The sequence below is a fragment of the Macromonas nakdongensis genome (assembly GCF_002837145.1).
Lineage (GTDB): Bacteria > Pseudomonadota > Gammaproteobacteria > Burkholderiales > Burkholderiaceae_C > Macromonas_B > Macromonas_B nakdongensis.
Genome location: NZ_NWMV01000158.1, coordinates 1 through 719, shown reverse-complemented (window position 1 = coordinate 719; position 719 = coordinate 1). Strand labels below are relative to the sequence as shown.

Sequence of the window (719 nt, the reverse complement as noted above, 5' to 3'; positions counted from 1 at the left end):
TCCGCCTGCCACAGGGCCAGGCGGCTCTCGCGGGTGGCGATCGTCAGGGACAAAGGCGAAACGGCATCGGACACGGGCAACCCCCTCAACACAAAGACCGGCGATGCTAGCACGCGCCTGTGGCCAGGGCCTCCCTCACCGCAGCCAGCTGCCGGCGCGAGACCGCCACCGGTTCTTCCACCCCGTCCAGGCGCAGCACCCAGCCGTCGCTGGCTTCGCCGGCGTCGTCGAACGGCGAGGCCGGCGCCTGCCCGCGCTCCAACGCCCGGATGCGGTGGCGCGCCACCAGCGCATTGCGGTGCACCCGCAACCAGCGCGGCCCGTGGGCCTGCTCCAGTTCGTGCAAGGAGCCGTCGAACACGTGGCTGCGCTGCGGGGTGCGCACCGTCACGTACTTGAGTTCGGCCTTGAGGTAGACGATGTCATTCAACGGCACGCGCTCGGTCCGGCCACGGTCGTGGATGAGGAGGAAGTCGGCGTCGGCCGGCCCCGGCGCGACGGCTGGGGCCCGGCGGCGCCCGACCTTGTCCAGCGCCTGCTGCAGGCGTTCGAGCCGCACCGGCTTGGTCAGGTAATCGATCGCATCGACTTCGAAGGCCTGCAGGGCGTGCTCGGCGTGGGCGGTGACGAAGACCAGCGCCGGCCCACCCCCAGGCAGGGCGCGCAGGTGGCGCGCGAACGCCAGGCCGTCCAGACCGGGCATGTGGATGTCCAGCAGC

The 719-nt window shown here is 71.8% G+C and carries 1 protein-coding gene; it reads right to left on the bottom strand.

Features of this window, described 5'->3' with window-relative positions:
• Positions 1–106: 106 nt before the first annotated feature.
• Positions 107–719, bottom strand: a 613-nt coding sequence (locus tag CON77_RS14650) for a LytR/AlgR family response regulator transcription factor (protein WP_101050321.1), incomplete at its 5' end; no start/stop codon positions are given.